A 19,413-nucleotide genomic window follows, 5' to 3' on the forward strand; every position below is an offset into this window, starting at 1 on the left:
GGTGACCGACCGTGCTGAGCCTCGCTCTGCAGACCGTCAAGTCCCGCCTTGGCGGGTTCATCGGCGCTTTCGTCGCCATCCTGTGCGGCACCGCCCTCGTCTCGGCGTGCGGGATCCTCATGGAGTCCGGGTTCCGCGGCGGCGTGCCGACCCAGCGCTACGCGGCCGCCGACGTGGTCGTCACCGGCGACCGGACGGTGCAGCCGCCCGACGCCGACGCCATCGAGTTCGGGCACGCCTCCGAGCAGGCCGCCATTCCCGCCGCGCTGGCCGGCAAGATCGCGGCGGTGCCCGGTGTGAGGACCGCGGTCGCCGAGCAGACCTTCCCGGCCGTCGTGGTCGGGCCGGACGGGCAGCCGCTCGCGGAGAAGCCCTCCTTCGGCCACAACTGGGAGTCGGCCGTGCTCGCTCCCTACGCGCTGAAGGAGGGGAACGCCCCCAAGAACGACGAGGTGGTCCTCGACTCGGGCCTCGCCGCGCGGTCGGGAACGAAGGTGGGGGACGAGGTCCGGGTCATGACCCGGACGGTGCCCGTCGCGTACCGGGTCGCCGGTGTCGCGGAGGCAGGCGGGGACCGGCAGGCGGCGCTGTTCTTCAGCTCCGCCACGGCCACCGCGCTCGCCGGACACCCGGACCGGGTCGCCGCCGTCGGGGTGCTCGCCGCACCGGGGACGCGCGACCTCGCCGACCGGCTGGAGGAGGTGCTGAAGGACGACCACGTCACGGTGTCGGAGGGGGCGGACCGGAGCGCGGCCGAGTTCGAGGACGTCAGCCGCACCAAGTCGATCCTCGCGATCCTCGCCGGCTCGTTCGGCGGGTACGCGGTGCTCGTCGCGATCTTCGTGGTGGCCAGCACGCTCGCGCTGACCGTCGAGCAACGCCGCCGCGAGTTCGCGTTGCTGCGGGCCGTCGGCGCCACGCCCCGGCAGGTCCGCAGGCTGATCGGCGTCGAGACGACGGTGGTGTCCGTGGCCGCCGGGGTGCTCGGCAGCCTGCTGGGCATCGGCGTCAGCATCGGGCTGCGCGACGCGTTCGCGACCATCGGCGTGGTGCCGGAGGACTTCGCGTTGTCGATCAGCCCGCTCCCGCTCGCCGCGGCCCTGGTGATCGGCGTCGGCGCGGCGAGGCTGGCCGCGTGGAGCGCGTCGCGCAGGCCCTCGTCGATCAACCCCGTCGAGGCGCTGGGCGAGGCGGCCCTGCAGCGCAAGGACGTCGGCAAGGTCCGCCTGGCCATCGGCTGGGTGCTGCTGGCGGTCGGGCTGGGCGCGACGGCGACGCCCCTGTTCCTCCGGGGCCAGCTCGGCGCCGCGACGTCGGTGATGGCGGCGCTCGTGCTGATCATCGCACTGGCGCTGGTCGGCCCTCGGGTGATCGGCGGCGCCGTGCGGCTGGTCGCGCCGGTGATCGGCCGCAACGGGGTGAGCGGCTACCTGGCTTCGGCGAACGTGCTCAAGAACTCGCGCCGCCTGGCCGCGGCCGTGACACCATTGATGCTCGCGATCGGTTTCTTCGTCGTGAACTTCTACAGCCAGACGACGTTCACCGCTGCCGTGCAGCAGGAGACGGCCCGGTCGATCACCGCCGACCACGTCGTCACCGGTGTGACGGGCGTGTCGCCCGAGGTCGCCGACACCCTGCGGCAGAAGGGGATCACGGCGACGTCACTGGTGCGCACCCAGGTGATCACCGCCACCAGGAGCAGCGACAGCGTCCAGGTGGAGAGCAGGCCGGCCAACGGCCTCGACGCCACGGCCGGTGCCACGGCCGACCTGGGCGTCGTCACGGGCGACCTCGCCGACCTCACCACCGGCACGGTCGCGCTGGGCGCCGACCATGCTTCCTGGGAGAACAAGGAAGTCGGTGACACCGTCGAGTTCTGGTACGCCGACGGGCAACCGGCCAAGCTGCGGGTCGTCGCGACCTACCGGCACGACCTCGCGTTCGGCGACTACGTCCTCTCGGCCGCCGACGCGCGTGCCCACACGGTGGCCGGCATGGACAGCGCGGTGCTCGTGAAGTCGGGTGATACCACCGCGGTGCAGGACATCACCGGTCGCTATCCGGGTGTGCGGGTGGCGGAACGGGTGGCCGCGCAGGACCGGGACGACGAGCGGACCCAGTTCCTGCTCAACCTGATCGCGGTCGGCGTGATCCTCGGGTACGTGGCGATCTCGGTGTCGAACACGCTCGTGATGTCCACGGCCGCACGGCGCCGCGAGTTCGCCCTGCTGCGCCTGGTCGGCACCGGACGCCGGCAGGTGGTCAGGATGATGCGGACGGAAGCGGTGCTGACCGTCGCGCTCGCGGCGGTGCTCGGCACGGTGGTGGCCGCGGTGCCGCTGGTGCTGCTGGCGATCGGCATGACCGGCAGCCCGCTGCCGTCCGGACCGGTCGGCGTCTACCTGGGAGCGCTCGCCGGAGCGGCGCTGCTCGGCGTGGTGTCGATAGCGATCTCGACGCGGTTGTCGTTGCGCGGCAAGCCGATCGACACCATCGGCACACGGGAGTGAACGAATGGCGCGGCACGTGTGCCGCGCCATTCACCGTTACAGACCGAGGTGGACGCTCGCGTGCTGGTACACCTTGGACTGCGTGGGATCGGCCTCCGGCATGTTCACCTTGTAGCACAGGCCGGCGAGGGTCTGGGGTTCCTCACCGGAGTGCCGGAACGGCAGGTCCTTGTGCCACAGACCGGGATCGACGGCCGCCGTGGCGGCGATCAGCGCGTCGCGGACGGTGCGGAACCGGTCGCGCACCAGCTCCGGCGGCAGGAGACGGCCCGCCGCCACGCCACCCGCGTTCAGCGCCCGCCCGCAGTCCCTGGTCTCCCACCGGGAGTCGACGTACCAGTGCGCGCGGCCTGCCTGCGCCTCGGTGAGCACGGCCAGCACGATCTCGTCCCACATCGACACGTGGACGACCAGGTCGGTGAGGGTGATCGGCTCGGGGCGCAGCGGGTTGTGGTGGATCTCCGGGGGAGTGCCCCCGAGGTCCGCCTCGATCGCCGCGAGCAGGTGGTCGCGGTCGGTCGTCAACGCCTGGCAGGCGGTGTCCTGGTCCATGTAGTCGGGCAACGCGTCATCTCCCCGCTTGGGTCTCTGCCTCACGGCGCAGCTCGCCGTCGAAGTCCAGTTTGCCGCCTGGACGGGCGAAGGAGCGAGCCCTGCCCGCGCTCGTGCGGCGGATCACCGTGAGGCTGTTCTGCAGCATCTTGTGCGGTTCCAACAGGTTCACGATCTCGAGCTCGCCCGGTTTCGCGCGGCCGACCTTGGCGATGTAGTCGAGGATGCCCTCCCCCTCGGGGTAGGTCATCAGGTAGTGCATGACCAGCAGGCCGCCGTCCGGGTTGATCAGGTCCCAGAAGTTGTCGAAGAAGTACAGGCACTCCCACGCGTCGACCCACGCGAGGTCGATGGGCGCGAAGCCGGCCGGGAGCAGGTCGCGGCACTCCCGGACGTTGGCGTTGATCACCTGCACGCGGTCGCCGAGACCGAGAGCCCCGAGCACCTCCAGGACCTGCCCCGCCGACGAGTCGGGGATGGACAGGTCGTCGACCGCGACGAACTCCGGCTCGTAGGGCTCGAGGTAGAAGCCGGGCGCCCGCAGCGCGGGTTCGGCGTAGACCCAGTCGGTGTCGAGCGCCCCGGCGGTGTCCAGGTGCCTCGCCGTCTTCGCCGCGAGCTCGGCCGACTCCGTGCGCACCTGGTCCGCCACCTGCGCGAGTGCCGCCGCGAGGTAGGGCGTCGTGTAGCCCATCCCGACCTCGAGGACCCGCCGCGGGCGCGTCAGTTGCACGAGCGACGACAGCAGCGGCGCCACCACCTCGGTGCCCGCCGCCGGTACCAGCAGCCGCTTGACCGCAGCATCGAACGCCGCGTCGAACATCGTTGCCCCCTCAGGCATCCCGGACGTGTCCCGGACCCGTTGGCCGGTTTCGGATAATGGCCCGATTACCGGCGGAAATGATCCACCGCACGCCGTGATCAATCCACGCGGCCCCGGTCCGCGAACGCGATTGTCATGCCGCGCACTGTACACATCAGACGGGCCGGTGGGGGACCGAATGGGATGAGAGGATCTCTGGGAGCCAGTTCAACTGAACGGCGTATTGCAGCGCCTGATGCCGCAGTTATCGTTGTGCAACTGACTCAGAGGTGCGCGCCTTTGAGCCGCCGGGGTCCGGGGGGATCCACTTTGTGATGTGGCGTACCAGCACGTTTGCGCTCAGGCGCAATACCCAATAGAAGTTCTGAATCGGCGTATTCGGCTTCCTTATGAGGGGGCCGGAAGAAACGTGTGCGGGGGTGGAGATCAATGCGTCCGGATGAACGGACGGTGCTGTCGCTCGTCCAGGACCAGGTGGAGCAACGGCCAGGGGCCGTCGCGGTGAGCGGCCACGGGGAGCACCTGACCTACCGGCGGCTGTGGGACCTGGCGGGCTCGCTCGCCGCTGAGCTCGCCGGTCTGGGCGTGCGGCGCGGTGACCTGGTCGCCGTCGCCCTGAACCCGTCGGCCGACCTCGTGGTCGCGCTCCTCGGCATCCTCCGCGCCGGCGCCGCCTACCTGCCCCTCGACAACCGCGCGCCCGCCGACCGACTGGCGGTGATCCTCGACGAGGCCGCGCCGCGGGTCGTCGTGTGCTCCCGGGACGAGTCCCGCTGGTCGACGCCGCTGCCGTCCGGGCTGACGCGGATCACCGTGCCGGACGAGCCGTCGCACCAGGTCAGCGAGGTGGAGGTCAGCCGGGACGACCCCGCGTACGTGGCCTACACCTCCGGGTCGACCGGGCGTCCGAAGGGCGTCGTGGTTCCGCACCGCGCGGTCGTCCGGCTGGTGACCGAGGCGGCCTACTGCCCCGTCGGGCCTGGTGACAGGGTCGCGAGCCTGTCGAACCCCGCCTTCGACGCGACCACGTTCGAGGTGTGGGCGCCCCTGGCCGTGGGCGGGGCCGTCGTCGCCATCCCCTCGCCGGTGGACCTCGTCCTCGAGGACTGGGTGGCCGCCCTGCGCGACCTGTCGATCACGACGATGTTCCTCACGACCTCGCTGTTCCACTCCATCGCACGCGAGCTCCCGTCGGCCTTCGAACAGCTGGAACACCTGGTCGTGGGCGGTGAGCAGCTCGACGCGGAGATGGTCCGCCGGGTGCTCGGCTCCCGTCCGCCCGGCCGGATCGTCAACGGGTACGGCCCCACCGAGACGACCACGTTCGCGGCGGTCTTCGAGTGCACCCCGGACGCCATGCGCGACGTGGTCCGCACGCCGATCGGCTTCCCGCTGCAGAACACGAGCCTGCACGTGCTGGACGAGGATCTGGAGCCTGTTTCCCCTGGTGAGACCGGTGAGCTGTGCATCGGCGGTCCTGGTGTGGCCCTGGGGTACCTGGGCCGGCCGGAACTCACCGCGGAACGGTTCGTCGTGGCCGCGGGGGAGCAGGTCTACCGGACAGGAGACCTCGTGCGGCAGTTGCCGAGCGGAGCGCTCGAGGTGGTCGGCCGCCGAGACCGGCAGGTCAAGCTGCGCGGTTTCCGCATCGAGTTGGAGGAGGTCGAACAGGCCGCCGCGGCGACCGGGCTCGTGGACGCCGTGTTCGTCGAAAAGGTCGGAGAAGGCCCCGCCGCGACACTCGTGGGATTTGCCCTGCCGACTGCCGGTGGCCAGGAAGAACTGCCTGTCGTGTTGCGGGCGCGTTTAGCGGAACGGCTGCCGGACTACATGGTCCCGGCGCGCTGGGTCGTGCTGTCCGAGGTGCCGCTGGGTCCCACCGGGAAGGCGGACCGCACCGCGTTGCTCGCACTCCTCGAACCGGTGTCAAGATCCGGCGGCGATCTGCCCATAGAAACCGTTGATGACATCTGCCGAATCTGGCGGGAAGTGTTGCGGGTACCACAGGTGCAACCGCTCGACAACTTCATTGATTTGGGTGGGAACTCTTTGCTCGCTGTTCAGGCGGCGGCAAGGATCAATGAATTCCTTGTATCTGCGGTTGAACCCGCGGAAATACTTCTGGCCGAGTCCGCGGCGGAACTGAGCGCACGTGTGCGTCATGCGGGGGCCGTCTGATGAACGGGCCCACCAGGCGGCACGCCACTATCGCGCCGTTGTCATTTGCGCAGGAACGACTTTGGTTCGTCAACGCCGCCGCACCCGAGTCCCCGATCTACAACGTGCCGTTGTTCTTCCGCTGGCGGGGCGAGGTCGACCCCGGCGCGCTGCACCGGGCGCTGCTCGCGGTCGTCGAGAAGCACGAGGTCCTGCGCACGACCTACCAGGACAGGGACGGCGAGCGCGTCCAGGTCGTCGGCGAGGCGCGGGTGGCGGTCGAGGTCGTCAGTCACGCCCCCGACGTCGAGGCACGTCGCGGGTTCGACCTCGCCACCGAACCGCCGGTGCGCTGCGCGGTCTGGAAGGGGCAGCCGGACGGCGACGCGGTCCTGCTGACGATCCACCACATCGCCGTGGACGGGTGGTCGCTGCCGGCGTTGTTCGACGATCTCGGCACCGCGTACGACGCGGAGGTGGCCGGACGCCGGCCCGAGCTGGGCGAGTTGCCGGTCCAGTACGCCGACTTCGCGGTGTGGGACCGGGCCGGCCTCGACGACCAGCTGCTCGCCCGCCGCGCCGCCGAGCTGGCGGAGGTGCCCACCGGGCTGAAGCTCGGCGGAGCCCGGCCGGTCCCGGCCGGCTTCCACTCCGGGGAGCAGCACCGCTTCACCGTCCCGGCCGCCACCTGGGAAGCCGTGGGCGAGCTGGCCAGGAGGCTGCGCGCCACGCCGTTCGTCGTGCTGCTCGCGGCCTGGTCCGAGGTGGTCGGCCGCTGGTCCGCGCGGGACGAGTTCCTGATCGGCGCCGTCACCGCGAACCGCACGCACCCGGCGGTCGAGGACCTGGTGGGCTTCTTCGTCAACACCGTGCCGCTGCGGTGCACCACGCGTCCGCCGACGTTCGCGCAACGCTGCGCCGAGCTGCGCCGCGAGGCGTTCGGATCCATGACCTACCAACGCATCCCGTTCGACCAGCTGGTCGCCAGGACGCCGGGGCGGGGTCTGGCCGAGGTCGGGTTCGCGCTGCAGAACATGCCGGCGCCCGACACGGCCAGGTGGACGGCGCCCGACGTGCTGCCGACCGGGACGGCGAAGTACGACGTGCTGCTGATCGTCGAAGAGACCGCCGACGGCGTCATGGGCACGCTGGAGCTCGACACGGAGCTGTACCCGGCCGAGCTCGGTCCGCGGCTGGCCGGGGACTTCGCGGCCCTGCTCGGTCACGCGGTGGCCGAACCCGAGGCGCCGCTGGCGGAGTTCGCACTGCCGAACGGACCGCTGGAACGCCCGCGACCGCTACCGGTGTCCACAGTGGAGATCGACCGCGGCGATCTCACGGAGCCCGAACGACGGGCGGCGGAGCTGTTCCGCGCGGTGCTGGCCGAGACCGGTGTCGAGATCGCGGAACCGGCCAGGAACGCGAACTTCTTCACGCTCGGCGGGCACTCGCTGCTGGCGGTGGGCATGCTGGCCCGCGCCCGCCGCGAGCACGGCGCCGTCGTGCGGCCGAGCGAGTTCCTGGCGGAGCCGACCGTGGCACGGCTGGGAGCGTTGCTGCGGGCGGGAACCGAGAAGAGCGAACCCGCCGCCGCCGACGACGGTCCGCGGCCGGCGACGTCCACGCAGCAGCGGTTCTGGTTCCTCGACCGGATTCCCGAGCTGCGCGCCGCGTATCTGGTGCCGACCGTCGTGCACTTCCCCAGTGACTCCGGAGTCGAGGAGCTGCGGGACGCGGTCGACACCGTGCTCGCGCGGCATCCTTCTCTCCGGTCGCGTTTCCACTTGGACCACAAGCAGAAACGGGTCGTTCGCACGACGTCGGGACCACCGGCGCGGGCAACGGTCACCGATGCGCGCGGCTGGGACGAGGGCAAGCTCTCCGACCACGTCGCCGAGCTGTGCTGGACGCCGTTCGACCTCGCGAACGAGGCACCGGTGCGTGCGGAGCTCGTGCTGGTCGCGACGGGTGTGCGGTTGGTGTTGTGCGCTCACCACATGGTGGTGGACGGCGCGTCGGTCCGCGTGCTGCTGGAGCAGGTCGCGGCCGTCGTGCAGCGGCGGGAACTGCCGGAACCGGTGGACCCGGCGCCGGTCGGCGAGCGGGGTGACGCGTCGGAACTGATCGCCGCGCTCGAAGGCGCGCCTACGGACGTGCGGCTTCCGCACGACCGGCCGCGCGTCTCCGTGCAGAGCATCCTCGGAGCCACGTGCACCACCACGTTCGCCGAGGCCCCGGCTTTGCGTGCGGTGGCGAAGGAATCGGGCTGCAGCACGTTCCTGGCCACGGTCGCGGTGCTGGCGGTCGCGCTGGCGCGGCGGTCGGACCAGCGCGACTTCCTGTTCGCGTTCCCCTGGTCCGGCCGGGAACACCCCGACGCCGTCGGGATGTTCGTCAACACCCTGGTGCTGCGGGCAGACCTGCGCGGCGACCCGACGTGGCGGGAGGTGCTCGACCGCGTGCGCCGGTCCGCCTCGGTCGCGTACCGGGCGGCGGACGTGCCGTTCGACGAGGTGGTGAGCGCGCTGCACCCGCAACGCGATCTGAGCCGCCCGGCGCTCACGCCCGTCTACGTCGCGGCGGAGGACGAGTGGCGGCCACCGCTGGGAGGGGAACTGCTCCCGCTCGACCCGCTGGCGGTCAAGTACGAGCTGGAGCTGACGGTCACCGAGACCCCCGCCGGGCTGCGGCTGACCGCCGCGTACCAGACCGACCTGTTCGACGACACGACGATCAAGAGCCTGCTGGCGGACGTCACGGACGTGACGACCGCATTGATGACAAACCCCGATGGACCCGCGTGTGAGGAGAAACTGCGTTGACGAAGCTTGATCACGTGCGGGAGGCGTGGGCAGAGGCACTGGACATCACGCCGGGTGAGGTGCCCACCGAGGTCAGTTTCTTCGACGCGGGCGGCAACTCGTTGCTGTTGCTGCTGCTGTGGGAACGCCTCAACGACCTCACCACCCGCGACCTCAAGGCGGCCGACCTCTTCGAGCACAGCACCGTGCTGGCACAGGCGGAGTTCCTCGACGGCACCGACGAACCGGCCACCGCCGCGGCCTCGTCCCGTTCGGCCCTGCTGGGCCGCTCACGCAGGGAAGCTTCATGAGCGAGACGGACATCGCGGTCGTCGGCGTCGGCTGCCGCTTCCCGGACGCCTGGACTCCCGAGGAGTTCTGGCGCAACATCGACGCCGGTCGGGTGTCCATCCAGGACCTGACCGACGAGCAGCGCCGTGCCGGCGGCATCACCGACGACGTGGCCGCGCAACCCGGTTTCGTCGCGAAGGGCACGTCCCTGCCGGGCGTGGCCGACTTCGCGGGCGAGTTCTTCGGCTACCCGCCGGCGGAGGTCGACGTCATCGACCCGCAGCAGCGGATCTTCCTGGAGGTCTGCTGGGAGGCGCTGGAGGCGGCGGGACACCCGCCGCGCAAGGACGGCCCCGTCACGGGCGTCTTCGCCGGCAGCGCGGCCGGGACCTACTCGGCGGCGGTGTTCGCCGCGAAGACCCAGGCGGAGGGGCTCGCCGCGGCCATCGACGACCTGGGGCTCACCCTCGGCGGCCAGGCCGACTTCCTGACCTCCCGGGTGGCCTACAAGCTGGGCATGCGCGGACCGGCGGTGAGCGTGCAGACGGCGTGCTCGTCGTCGCTGTACGCCGTGCACTACGCCGTGCTGAGCCTGCTGTCCGGCGAGTGCGACATCGCGCTGGCCGGTGGCTCGACCGCGCTGGAACCCCTTGCGGGCTACCACCACCAGCCCGGCGGTCTGCTGTCCGACGACGGCTTCTGCCGGTCGTTCGACGCGAAGTCGAGCGGGACGTCGTTCAGCTCCGGTGTCGGCGTCGTCGCGTTGCGGCGCCTCTCGGACGCGCTCGCCGACGGTGACCCGGTCCTCGCGGTCATCAAGGGCAGCGCGGTCGGCAACGACGGCGCTGACCGGCCCGGCTACACCGCGCCGAGCCCGGCAGGGGTGGCCGAGGTCGTCGCGACGGCGTTGCGGGTCGCGGGGGTGTCCGCCGACGACCTGCGGTACGTCGAGGCGCACGGTTCCGGCACGCCGCTCGGCGACCACGTCGAGCTCATCGGGCTGAGCAAGGGACTGCGGCGCAGCACGCACCGCACCGGGTTCGTCGGGCTGGGGTCGGTGAAGACCAACCTCGGGCACTGCGGACCGGCCGCCGGCATCGCGGGCTTCATCAAGGCCGTGCACATCGCGCACACCGGCAACCTGCCGCCGCACCCGTTCTTCGACCGCGCCCGCGACGAGGGCGAGCTGGCCGAAAGCCCGTTCTACCTCACGAGAACCGCGGGCAGCGACACCGACCCGAACCGCCACGTGCTGGTCAACTCGATGGGCGTCGGCGGCACGAACGTCGCCGCCGTGCTCGCCGCCCCGCCCGTCGCCAAGGTGCCGTCCGCGGAGCCCGGCGAGGTCGTGCGGCTGGTGCTGTCGGCACGGACGCGCGCGGAGCTGGACGCGATGTCGAAGCGGCTCGCCGACGAGCTGGACCGCGGCGAGCACGCGGTCGAGGACATCGCCCACACGTTGCGGGTCGGGCGCCAGTCGTTCGCGGAACGACGCGTCGTCACGGCTGCGCCGGAGAAGCTGGCGGCGGCACTGCGCCTGCCGCGCCCGCCCGCGGTCCGCACGATGCGGGGCACCGCCCGGCGCGTGGTCGTCGTCGGCGAGGCCTCGCCCGAACTGCTCGCCGCGCTGCCCGCGTCGACCCAGGTCGTCGCGGAGACCCCCGCGGCACCGCCGAAGGACACCGTCGTCGTCGGGACCGGCCTCTGGGACGCGCTGACCACGGCCTGGCTCAACGGCGTCGACGTGCGCTGGGACGCCGTGTCGAAGGGCCGCCGGGTCGTGCTGCCGACGTACCCGTTCCAGCGCAAGCGGTACTGGCTGCTCGACCGGCTGCCCCCGATCGCGGCGGTGCCCCAGCCCGTCGCGGCGCAGGAAAGCGTGCAACCGGCTGCCGTCGGCGACGACGTCGAAAGCGACGTCGCCGCGGTCTGGCGCGAGCTGTTCGGCGTCGAGTCCATCGGGATCGACGACGAGTTCGGGTCGCTCGGCGGCACGTCGCTGCTGTCGGTGCAGATGGCGTTCGAGCTGCAGCAACGCCACGGCGTGCTGGTGAACGTCCACCGCGCGGGCGGCAGCAAGGCCACCGTGCGCCGGATCGCCGAGATCATCCGCGGCAAGCTCGCCGGCTCCGAGCGGGGCGCGGCCGACATCGACCCGATCGCGGACGGCGACGGCGACCTCATGGACGCCGACATCCAGCTGCCCCTCGGTGACGTCGCGCCGCTGAACAACGGGACCGGCGTGCTGCTCACCGGCGCCACGGGCTTCCTGGGCGCGTTCGTGCTGCACGAGCTGCAGAAGGCGAGGCAGGGCACGATCTACTGCCTCGTGCGCGCATCGGACGACGAGCAAGCGTGGGCACGGCTGCGCGAGGCGGCCGAGAAGTACGAGCTGCCGGAGCCGGACCCGCAGCGGGTGCGGCCCGTTCCCGGTGACCTCCGCGACGTCGGCACCGTCTGCCGGGCGCACCCCGAGCTCGCCGCCGACGTGGGCCAGGTGCTGCACGTCGCCGCGAAGGTCGTGTTCACCGAGCCGTACCGGGTGCTGCGCGAGGACAACGTGCTGCCGATGGTCGAGCTGCTGCGGTGGATGCGCGAGAGCGGCGTCGGCGAGTTCAGCTTCGTGTCGACGGTGGCCGCGACGGCACCCGCCCTCGGTTCCGGCGGCAGGGTGCTGGAGAAGCGCGCCCAGTCGCTCGATCCGCAGCAGGGCGGGTACGGCGCCGGCAAGTGGGCGGGCGAACGGCTGCTCGAACGGGCAGAGGCGGACGGCATGCGCGTGCGGATCTTCCGGCCGGGGTTCATCCTCGCCGACAGCCGCACGGGCGCCTGCAACGACCGCGACCTGATCTGGCACATCCTCGCCAGCGGCCTGGCCGTGGGAGCGCACCCGGTCGACGACAGGGCGAACCCGATGGCACCGGTGGACGTGGTGGCGAGGGCGATCGCGGAGCTGTCCGCCGACCCGCGCGCCATCGGCCGCGCCTACCACCTGATCGACGAGAAGTGCCACGGCCTGCGCCAGGTGTTCGAGCTGCTCGACCTCCAGACGAAGCCCCTGCCCTCGGACGAGTGGCTCGCCCTGGTGGGCAGGGAAGCCCTGGCCACCGGCAACGAGGTGCTGTCCACGATGGCGCTCTACGAGGTGGAGGGCCACGAGCTGGGCGAGGACGGCATGGAGGCCACCGCGTGGCGCTCCTGGTTGCGGGACAACGACCTCAGCTCCGCACCGACCACCGCGGTCCTGCGGGGCGGGCTGGCCTTCCTCGCCGGGCGGAACGCCTCGATGCGCGCCGTCCTGCCGGAGGTGGTCGGCGCGCTCGCTGACGGGACCGGCGCGGCGAACGGCACCGGCCGCGCTGTCCTGCCGGGGCTGGGAGGCGCGTCCGCTGACGACCCGGGGCCAGGCGGCACGCCCGCTCACGACACCGGCGCGGCGGACGCCACGAGCCGCGCCGTCCTGCCAGAACTCGGGGAGAACTCATGATCGCGGTACTGGGCGCGGGCGTGATGGGCACCGGCATCGCCACGCTCGCCATCGGACACGGCGTGGACGTCACGCTCGTCGACGTCGACGACGACAAGCTCGCGGCGGCACGGGCCGCCGTGAAGCAGCAGCTGCGCGGCGCGAAGATCATGGGCACGATGCCCAAGTCCGGGCCGGTGGGCGAGCTGGTGTGCACCACGGACCTGAGCGGCGTCGCGACCGCCGAAGCGGTGGTCGAGGCCGTCACCGAGCTGGCCGACCTCAAGGCGAAGGTGCTCGCCGAGGTGTCGTCGATCGTCGCGCCGGGGACGTTGCTGCTGACCAACACCTCGGCCATCCCGGTCGACGAGCTGGCGTCGGTGGTGCAGCGGCCGGAGGACGTCGCGGGCGCGCATTTCATGAACCCGCCGTACGTGATCCGCATGGTCGAGGTCATCCGCGGACCGCGCACGAGCGACGCCGCGATGGACTCGGTGCGAACCCTGCTCGGGAAGCTCGACCGGGATCTCATCGTGGTCGGCGACGGGCCGGGGTTCGTCATCAACCGCGTGCTGCAACGGGTGATCAACGAGTCCGCTCGCATCGTCGAGGAGGGGCTGGCCACGCCGCAGGACGTGGACGCGTTGTTCGAGGGCTGCCTCGGTCACCGCACCGGGCCGCTCGCGACCGCGGACCTCATCGGGCTGGACAACGTGGCGGACAGCCTGCGGGTGCTGCACGAACGCACGGGCGACCAGGGGTACGCGCCGTGCGACCTGCTGCTCGCGAAGGTGCGCGACGGCGAGTTCGGTCGCAAGACGGGCAAGGGTTTCTACGAGCACGGAGGGGTCTGGGCGTGAACATCACTGTGGGGCTGCACGACTTCCTCGTCTCCCGCACCAAGAGGGCGTGGGACCCGGACGAGGACCTGTTCGCCGCGGGCGTCGTGTCGTCGCTGTTCGCGCTGGAACTGGTGGTGTACCTGGAGAAGGCGCACGGCGTCGAGGTCGAGGGCGAGTACCTGAGCATCGACAACTTCCGCACGATCAGCCGCATCGAGAAGATGGTGCACGAGCTCCAGGCGGCCACACCGTGAGCGACGTCCTCGGCTCCGCGCTGGAGCTGCTGACCGAACGCGTGGGAGACAGGGCCGCCGAGTGGGACCGCACGGGCCTGCTGCCCGTCGAGGTCCTGCGCGAGCTGGGCGCCAGGGGGGTTCTCTGCGCCCAGGTGTCCACATCGGACGGTGGGCTCGGGTTGTCCAGCGTCGAGAACGGCGAGCTGACCGCGCACCTCGGCACGTTGTGCGGTTCGACCAGGAGCGTGGCGACCTCGCACGGCATGGCGGCGTGGGTCGTCACGCGGCTGGGCTCCCGCCGGCAGCGGGCGGAGTTCCTGCCCCGGCTGACGAGCGGTGAACTGGCCGCGGTGGCGTTCAGCGAGTCCGGCGCGGGCAGCGACCTCTCCTCCATGACGACCGAGATCCGGCGCGACGGCGACGACGTCGTCGTATCGGGTGAGAAGGTCTGGATCACGGTCGCCGCGTACGCGGACCTGGTCGTGGTGTTCGGCAAGTTCGGTGAGGGCGCCGGAGCTGTTGTCGTGCCGACGACCGCCGAAGGCGTGCACGTCGAACGGATCGCGGAACCGCTCGGGTGCCGCGCGGCCGGTCACGCGGTGGTCCGGCTCGACGAGGTCCGCCTTCCCGCGGACCACCTGCTCAGCGGCGCCGGCATGTCGCTCGGCCTGCTGGTGACCTCCGCGCTGACCTACGGCCGGCTCTCCATCGCCTGGGGCTGCGTGGGAATGCTCCGCACCTGCCTGCGGGAGGCGACGGAGCACGCGCGGTCGCGCACGCAGTTCGGCGTGCCGCTGGCCGAGCACCAGCTGGTCGCCGGGCACCTCGCCGACCTGCTGATCGCCGAGCAGGTCGCGACGAGGATGTGCGAGCACGCTGCCAGGTGCTGGGACGACGGCACACCGGAACTGGTGACCGCCTCCGTGCTGGCCAAGCACGTGGCCGCGACGAACGCGGCCCGCGGGGCGGCCACCGCGGTCCAGGTGCTGGGCTCGGCCGGCGCCACGGACACCCATCCGGTGGCCAGGGCGTACCGGGACGCGAAGCTCATGGAGATCATCGAGGGCAGCAACGAGATCTCGCGGCTGCTGCTGGCGGGTGCGGCATGAGCATCGGCATCGGGTCCGTCCACTGCGTGCTGCCCGACCGGCTGGTGCCGGTGGGGGAGCTGCCGGAGTTCGGTGAGCTCGGGCACGACGAGGCGGAGTTCGCCCGCGCGTGCGGCATCGAGACGATCTCCGAGTTCGACGACGTCACGGCCGGCGACCTCGCCGTGCGGGTCACCCAGGAGCTGCTCGACCGCGACCCCGTCGATCCCGACCTGCTGATCCTCGTCGGACCGCGCGCACCGGACGTGCTGCTCGGCTCGGACGTCTGCCGCGTGCAGGCCGAGGCGAAGCTGAGCGGCGCCTTCGTCTTCACCGTCGACGGCCTGGGCTGCACCGGGTCGAGCGCGGCCTGGGCGATCGGGCGGGACCTCCTGCTCGCCGATCCCGCCAGGCAGTCGGTGCTGATCACGCACGCCAGCAGGCCGACGGGGGCGGACCGGGTGCGGTTCCCGGTCACCGTCATCGGCGACGGCGCGTGCGCGATGACGCTGGTGCGGGGCGGCCGGCCGGTCCTGCGCGCGCACCGCATGGAGACCGACGGCACGTTCCACGACCTGTTCGGCGTCGACTACAAGCAGACGCCCTGGTACGAGTGGCGCGAGGAGTGCGGGTCGCCGGACCGCTACCGCTTCGAGCTCGCCATGCACAGCAAGGTGCGGCTCGGGAAGCTCGTCAAGGCCGTGCTCGCGGACGCGGGGATCGAACGCTCCGACGTCGCCGCGACGCTGATGCAGAACGTCACGGCCGGCGCGTACGACTTCTACCAGTCCCTTCTGGACCTTTCGATCCACCCCGTCTGCCGGGAGAACCTGGGCCGCTACGGCCACCTCGGCGCGATGGACGTGGTGCTGAACCTCGACCGGCTGCTGGCGAGCGGGGAGCTCGCAGAGGGAGATCTGGTGCTGGTGCTGAACAACAGCCCGGTCGCCGCCTGGGCGGTGACGTTGTGGGAACTGTGAAATGCCTCGTCTGGGACCTCGACCGGACCCTGTGGTCGGGAACGCTCCTGGAGGGCTTCGAGCCGACGCTGTCCGACGAGATCCGCGAGACGATCGTCGAGCTGGACAGGCGGGGGATCCTGCAGTCCGTCGCCAGCCGCAACGACCACGACCACGCGTGGGAGTGGCTGGAGAAGCTCGGTGTCGCCGAGTACTTCGTGCTGCCTCAGATCGGGTGGGGCGCGAAGTCGGAGTCGGTGCGCGAGATCGCGGACAAGCTGAACTTCGCGCACTCCACCATCGCGTTCATCGACGACCAGCCCACCGAACGCGCCGAGGTCACCTACCACCTGCCCGAGGTGCGGTGCTACCCGGCGGAGCAGGTCGCGGAGCTGTTGTCGCTGGAGGAGTTCACCCCTGCGACGATCACGGTCGACTCGGCCCGGCGCCGCGAGATGTACCAGGCGGGCTTCCGGCGTGACACGGCACGGGCCGAGCACGCCGGTCCCGACGAGGACTTCCTGCGGTCGCTCGACCTCGTCATGACGATCGGCAGGGCCACGGAGCAGGAACTGGCCAGGGCCGAGGAGCTGACCCTGCGCACCAGCCAGATGAACGCGACCGGTGTGCACTACTCGGACGCGGACCTGCGCGCCCTGCTGGCCGACCCGGACCACGAGGTGCTGGTCGTGACCATGGCGGACCGGTTCGGCCCGCACGGCGCGGTCGGGTTGCTGCTGCTGGAGAAGCTCGGGAAGGCGTGGCACCTGAAGCTGCTCGCGACGTCCTGCCGGGTGGTCGCGTTCGGGGCGGGAGCGGTGTTGCTGCGGTGGCTCGCCACCGAGACGGCCGAGGCGGGCGCGCACCTCGTCGCGGACTTCAGGAAGACCGAGCGCAACCGCATGATGGAGGTCGCCTACCGGTTCGCCGGGTTCCGCACCGAGGACTGCGAGTGCCTTGCGGCCGTGGGAACCCAGGACGTCCAGCACCTCCACCTCGTGCCGCAGCGGCACGAGCCACCGACCACGATGACCCTGGACGCGGTGAGGCTCGCATGAACACGCTGTACCACTGGTTCGAGCGGTCGGCCGAGCGCTACCCGGACCACGTCGCGATCGAGGTCGGGGGAGAGTTCCTGACCTACCGCGAGCTGCGCGAGCGGTCCGACGCGGTGGCCGCCGGGATCCTGGCGGCCCACGGCTCGGTCCCGAGGCGGATCGCGCTGCCCGCCGACCGGTCCCTGCCCACCTACCTGGGCTACCTGGCCGCACAACGGCTGGGCGCCACGGTCACGCCGATCAACCCCGCTCACCCGGAGTCGCGCAACCAGGCCATCCTGGCGCTGGCGGAGCCCGACCTGATCCTGTCCGAAGTGGACGAACGGGACGGCGAGCTGCCACCGCCGATCGAGCAGGACGTGGCGTACGTCCTGTTCACCTCCGGCTCCACCGGCCGGCCGAAGGGCGTGCCGATCACGCACGCGAACCTGGCGCCGTACATCGCGCACAACATCGCGAAGTTCGACGTCGGGCCGGGCTGCCGGATGTCGCACACGTTCGACCTCACCTTCGACCCGTCGGTGTTCGACCTGTTCGTCACGTGGGGCGGCGGCGCCACCCTGGTGGTGCCGGAACGGGCCGAGCTGCTGGAACCCGTGAAGTACGTCGCCGACCGCGGGATCACGCACTGGTTCTCGGTGCCGTCCGTCGTCTCCGTCAGCGCCAACCTCGGCAACCTGCCGACCGGTGTCGAGAACTCGTTGCGGCACAGCATCTTCATCGGCGAGCAGCTCACGTACGGGCAGGCGCGGGCGTGGCACGAGGTCGCGCCGGAAGCGGCCATCACCAACGTCTACGGCCCGACCGAGCTGACGGTGGCGTGCACCGAGTACACGCTGCCGCGCGATCCGGCCGACTGGCCAGGGACGTCGAACGACACGGTTCCCATCGGTCCGGTGTACGGCTTCCTCGAGTCGGTCGTGCTCGACGACGGCGAGCTGTGCGTGCGCGGCTCGCAGCGGTTCGCCGGCTACCTCGACCCTGGCGACAACAAGGGCCGGTTCCTGCCGGACGGCCTCGGGCTGACCGACGAGCACTACTACCGCACCGGCGACAGGGTGCGGCAGGAGAACGGGCACTGGGTGCACCTCGGCCGCCTCGACAACCAGGTGAAGATCCGCGGCTACCGGATCGAGCTCGGCGAGGTCGAGGCCGCCCTGCGCGGGCACGAGGGCGTGCGCGACGTGGTGGTGATCGCCGCCGACACCGGGGACGAGACCGAACTGGTCGCGTACTTCACCGGCGAGCCGCACACCGCGGTCGAGCTGGTCCGGTGGCTGCGCAGGCGGCTGCCGATCCACATGGTGCCCAGGCGGTTCCACCACCTGCCGGAGATCCCGCTCAACGCCAACGGCAAGGCGGACCGCAAGGTCCTGCGCGAGCAGGTGATGTCATGACCTCGCTGCACGAGAAGCTGATCCGCCAGGTCTACCCGCCGAAGGGCCCGGTCAGGGTGCTGGTCGCGGCGAACCTGGGACACGGGCTGTCCAACGGCATGCTGCTCACCGTCGTCGTGCTGTACTTCACCAACTCGGTGCACATCCCGGCCACCCACGTCGGCATCGGCCTGACCATCGCCGCCGCGCTGAAGATGGCCGTGAGCGTTCCGTTGGGGCATTTGACGGACGTGGTCGGAGCCCGCAGCGCGGCGGTCGCCTTCCACATCGTGCGCGGCGGGTTCATCGCCGGGTACGTGCTGGCCGAGAACGCCGTGGCGTTCGCGATCGTCGCGACCCTCGTGTACGTCGCGGAGTCCGGCGCCCACTCGACCGAGGCGACGGTGGTGGCGGCCGCGATGCCGCCGGACCAGCGCGTCAAGGCCCGTGCGTACACGCGGTCGGCCAACAACATCGGCTTCTCGGTCGGCGCGCTGGCCGGTGGTGTGGCGCTGACGGCCGACTCGCGGCCGGTGTACGTGTCGCTGCTGGTGATCTGCGCGGTGCTGTACGCGGCCAGCGGCCTCGTGTACCTCAAGCTGCCCGACGCGGAGAAGGTCGCGCGGCCGGAGGGCGCCAGCCGGTGGGAGGTGCTGCGCGACCGGCCGTTCGCCGTGTTCGGGCTGCTGAACATCCTGCTGGTGATGAACGTGGGCATCCTGCTCGTCGCGCTGCCCATCTGGATCTCGCAGAAGACGAGCGCCCCGCCGGTGCTCTACTCCGTCATCCTGGTGCTCAACACCATCATGGTCGTGCTGTTCCAGGTGCGGGCCAGCGAGGGCGCCGAGACGATCGAGGGCGGCGCGAAGGCGTTGCGCCGGTGCGGTCTGCTGCTGGCGGTGTGCTGCGCGCTCTTCGCGTTCGCGCAGGGCCAGTCGGCGTGGGTCGCGATCGCGTTCCTCCTCGCGGGCGCGGTGGTGCACGCGATCAGCGAGCTGCTCTACAGCGCGGGGTCCTGGGCGCTGGCCTTCGAACTGGCGCCCGAACACGCGCACGGTCAGTACCAGGGCTTCTTCGGCATGACGTCCAACCTCGGGTCGATGGTCACGCCGATCGTCGTGACCACCCTGATCATCGACCAGGGCTGGCCCGGCTGGCTCGTGCTCGGCGCCCTGCTGCTGGCCGCGGGACTCGCCGCTCCCTCGGTCGCCCGGTGGGCGGCCGCCACCCGACTCCAGGAAAAGGCCGTGTGAC

General features: G+C 71.3%; 14 protein-coding genes. 12 read left to right on the plus strand and 2 right to left on the minus strand.

Annotation, left to right across the window (positions count from 1 at the left end; all coding sequences use genetic code 11):
* Nucleotides 1-11 precede the first annotated feature (11 nt).
* Nucleotides 12-2,510 (plus strand): FtsX-like permease family protein, encoded by a 2,499-nt coding sequence (locus VM306_RS37925; RefSeq protein ID WP_325523738.1) that lies wholly within the window; start codon nt 12-14, stop codon nt 2,508-2,510.
* A 36-nt stretch (nt 2,511-2,546) separates the two neighbouring features.
* Here VM306_RS37925 and VM306_RS37930 read toward each other — a convergent pair whose 3' ends face one another.
* Entirely contained in the window at nt 2,547-3,107 is a 561-nt protein-coding gene (locus VM306_RS37930) for a maleylpyruvate isomerase N-terminal domain-containing protein (protein ID WP_325523739.1), read from the minus strand.
* Nucleotides 3,079-3,903 (minus strand): hypothetical protein, encoded by an 825-nt coding sequence (locus tag VM306_RS37935; protein WP_325523741.1) that lies wholly within the window; start codon nt 3,901-3,903, stop codon nt 3,079-3,081. Before VM306_RS37935 ends, VM306_RS37930 begins: the two co-directional genes overlap by 29 nt.
* 411 nt (nt 3,904-4,314) lie before the next feature.
* Between VM306_RS37935 and VM306_RS37940 the strand changes: the two genes are divergently transcribed.
* From VM306_RS37940 to VM306_RS37990, 11 genes are read left to right on the plus strand one after another with little or no spacing between them, the layout of a single operon-like run.
* Nucleotides 4,315-6,063, plus strand: a complete 1,749-nt coding sequence (locus VM306_RS37940; RefSeq protein ID WP_325523743.1) for a non-ribosomal peptide synthetase — start codon at nt 4,315-4,317, stop codon at nt 6,061-6,063.
* Between the two features lie 38 nt (nt 6,064-6,101).
* Nucleotides 6,102-8,864, plus strand: coding sequence for a condensation domain-containing protein (locus tag VM306_RS37945; RefSeq protein WP_325523745.1), 2,763 nt, complete (start codon nt 6,102-6,104; stop codon nt 8,862-8,864).
* Nucleotides 8,861-9,154: an acyl carrier protein gene (locus tag VM306_RS37950; protein ID WP_325523747.1), complete on the plus strand. Its 294-nt coding sequence runs from the start codon at nt 8,861-8,863 to the stop codon at nt 9,152-9,154. The genes VM306_RS37945 and VM306_RS37950 overlap by 4 nt, the downstream gene beginning before the upstream one ends.
* Nucleotides 9,151-12,621: a thioester reductase domain-containing protein gene (locus VM306_RS37955; RefSeq protein ID WP_325523749.1), complete on the plus strand. Its 3,471-nt coding sequence runs from the start codon at nt 9,151-9,153 to the stop codon at nt 12,619-12,621. Before VM306_RS37950 ends, VM306_RS37955 begins: the two co-directional genes overlap by 4 nt.
* Complete coding sequence (locus VM306_RS37960) at nt 12,618-13,460, plus strand: 3-hydroxyacyl-CoA dehydrogenase family protein (RefSeq protein ID WP_325523751.1); 843 nt, start codon at nt 12,618-12,620, stop codon at nt 13,458-13,460. Before VM306_RS37955 ends, VM306_RS37960 begins: the two co-directional genes overlap by 4 nt.
* Nucleotides 13,457-13,696 carry an acyl carrier protein gene (locus VM306_RS37965; RefSeq protein WP_325523753.1) on the plus strand — a complete coding sequence of 80 codons (240 nt, stop codon included), beginning with the start codon at nt 13,457-13,459 and terminating at the stop codon, nt 13,694-13,696. Before VM306_RS37960 ends, VM306_RS37965 begins: the two co-directional genes overlap by 4 nt.
* Entirely contained in the window at nt 13,693-14,787 is a 1,095-nt protein-coding gene (locus tag VM306_RS37970; RefSeq protein ID WP_325523755.1) for an acyl-CoA dehydrogenase, read from the plus strand. The genes VM306_RS37965 and VM306_RS37970 overlap by 4 nt, the downstream gene beginning before the upstream one ends.
* Nucleotides 14,784-15,746 carry a 3-oxoacyl-[acyl-carrier-protein] synthase III C-terminal domain-containing protein gene (locus VM306_RS37975; protein WP_325523757.1) on the plus strand — a complete coding sequence of 321 codons (963 nt, stop codon included), beginning with the start codon at nt 14,784-14,786 and terminating at the stop codon, nt 15,744-15,746. The genes VM306_RS37970 and VM306_RS37975 overlap by 4 nt, the downstream gene beginning before the upstream one ends.
* Nucleotides 15,743-16,783, plus strand: a complete 1,041-nt coding sequence (locus tag VM306_RS37980) for an HAD-IIIC family phosphatase (protein ID WP_325523789.1) — start codon at nt 15,743-15,745, stop codon at nt 16,781-16,783. Before VM306_RS37975 ends, VM306_RS37980 begins: the two co-directional genes overlap by 4 nt.
* A complete protein-coding gene (locus VM306_RS37985) occupies nt 16,780-18,180 on the plus strand; it encodes an AMP-binding protein (RefSeq protein ID WP_325523759.1) in 1,401 nt (466 codons plus the stop codon). Before VM306_RS37980 ends, VM306_RS37985 begins: the two co-directional genes overlap by 4 nt.
* The gene (locus tag VM306_RS37990; protein WP_325523761.1) at nt 18,177-19,412 is read left to right on the plus strand and encodes an MFS transporter; all 1,236 of its coding nucleotides are present in this window, start codon (nt 18,177-18,179) and stop codon (nt 19,410-19,412) included. The genes VM306_RS37985 and VM306_RS37990 overlap by 4 nt, the downstream gene beginning before the upstream one ends.
* Nucleotide 19,413: the final 1 nt, after the last annotated feature.

The sequence above is a fragment of the Lentzea sp. genome (assembly GCF_035525475.1).
GTDB lineage: Bacteria > Actinomycetota > Actinomycetes > Mycobacteriales > Pseudonocardiaceae > Lentzea.